Origin of the sequence: Paramaledivibacter caminithermalis DSM 15212 (assembly GCF_900142245.1) — a bacterium.
Classification (GTDB): Bacteria; Bacillota; Clostridia; order Peptostreptococcales; family Caminicellaceae; genus Paramaledivibacter; species Paramaledivibacter caminithermalis.
The window spans coordinates 1-2,108 of the sequence record NZ_FRAG01000132.1 but is presented as its reverse complement, the minus strand read 5'-3'; the positions used below and the strand labels follow the sequence as shown (position 1 = coordinate 2,108).

Genomic DNA, 2,108 nt, shown 5'->3' with positions numbered 1-2,108 from the left:
ACTAATTATCCTGTTTTCTAGCTACTCGATATACAATAAAGTAGATTTTAATGTATTAAAATCTACTTTGATCTTGGTGACAGATTGGTACTACCCCTTTTATTTCACATTCAAACTCATCAATCATTCGTAAGAAAAAGAAAAGATTATGAGTGTTGTTTTCAATATCAAATTTACTAATCCCCTCATATATAAATAATTTTTTTAGTAATAAACTGCTATTAGAATCTATATATCCAGTTTTTGTTTCTAACATGACATATATGGGGTTTTCTTTTGTATAATCACTGTCTCTATAATAAATCTTACTACTTTCATCACTTTCAATTTCATAAACTAAAATATCGAGTTCTTCGATAGTATATTGATTTGTTTCATTTTTTATGGAATGTATACAATTAGTTTTAAACCTATTAAGAGTCCTTGTATATCTAGACGAATATTCTTTAATTTCCTTTAACTTAAAAGTTTTATTAAGATACGATATTATATCATTTATATCTTTTTTACATGGATTAATTCGATCTTTATATGTTTCTTTTAAATAAGCTTCATAGTTATTCATTATCAAAAACACACTCCCTCATTTAAAGAACTTGCATTCTATTATATGAATACATTACAAATAATATTTTCACAAAACTATAAGAACATTAATTAAACTATTTTTTTATTAGAATAAAAGCAATATGGAAAAATTGATAAATATTACAATCTATAATTTTTAAATAAAGTTTATTCTAATACTATAACTGTGCTTTGATTAATTGCAGATGTCCATCCATCATTCAAGAAATATATTTTTAATCCAGTTGCTGTTAATCTTACTTTATCTTCTCCTGGATCAACTATAAGTCTTTTACTCATCTCACCATGATATGTCTTTGTTGCAGTGAAACTTTTACTTAATGTTTCGCTATAATATGTTTTTTTATTTAACCAACTTGTATTTGTTATTTTAACTGGAGAGGCATATATACCATTTACATAATTATTAGCAGTAATATTATAATATATATTGTATACGTTATCAAATGAAGCATCCCTACTGAGAACAAAGTCTATTTCAGCTGCGTTTATAGCCGTAGCTGATACTTGACTTTCTACCTTTACTGTTGCACGATATTCACCATCTGCTACTTTTGTAAATACAATTTCATCTTCAGGAACTTCATTATTTACTGGAGTATCTGCTGCAAAAGCCGTTGCACTCAAACTAAAAACTAATAGAAAAGTTAAAAACAATAATCCTAATTTTTTCATCATAAGTTTATCCCCATGTTTTATATTTATTTTTACCAATTTATCCATATTAATGATAAAATACCATATATTATCGACAATGTGAACACTTATTTTAAAATACCTTACCCGATATCTATTTAAGCTTTTTTACTTATCTCGGTAAGAATATGATTTGTAAGGGGATGTATATGATGGTGCTCTTTCTTTTTCTTTGCTCTACTTCAAAAGTTTGAATTATAGTCTATTTGCTAAGCCCTTTTAATTTAGCAACCTTCATAGTTTATGGTCTTTTGCAGTTCATGAGTTTTAATAATTTTCTTCCCGTTTTTAATTTAATATATTGCATAATTTTAAATATAACATGGGAAAAGTTAATGATTTGTAGAAATATGTAACATTATCAAAATTGGTACTAAATTCCTATTTTGTAAATATAAATACTTTGGACTGCGATAACAACCGTCGTAAGGAAAATTCCTTCTTAAAAATTACTTGATAGAAAGAACAAAGACGACTGGCGATGCATTTTTAGTTGCAAGCTCCAAGTAACAAGTATTAGGGTCTTTCTAGTGAGTTTTAAAGAAAAACAACTTTTTCCAAATATTTTACTGGTAATAGTTTGTGATTCTTTATGCAGCTTGAATTCACTACATTTAACACATGCATTTTTTTGCAAAAAATGTTTGAGTTCCTAGACAATAAAAATAAAGGGGTACTTTTGTGACCCCTTCTTTTGTATTATAAATAACTCTCCCTTCGAATATCCACTAAAGCACCCTTGCCTTTCCACTATACACTAAACCTCTTATTGCATCGACAGTTATTACTTGATTATCTTCTAATAGCTTTGTAGCATTTTCAGC

General features: G+C 27.1%; 2 protein-coding genes. Both read right to left on the bottom strand.

What is annotated here, in order from left to right:
- Positions 1-55: 55 nt before the first annotated feature.
- Entirely contained in the window at positions 56-571 is a 516-nt protein-coding gene (locus BUB36_RS18830) for a hypothetical protein (RefSeq protein WP_073153864.1), read from the bottom strand.
- Positions 572-735: 164 nt separating this feature from the next.
- The gene (locus BUB36_RS18825) at positions 736-1,266 is read right to left on the bottom strand and encodes a hypothetical protein (protein ID WP_073153861.1); all 531 of its coding nucleotides are present in this window, start codon (positions 1,264-1,266) and stop codon (positions 736-738) included.
- Positions 1,267-2,108 lie beyond the last annotated feature (842 nt).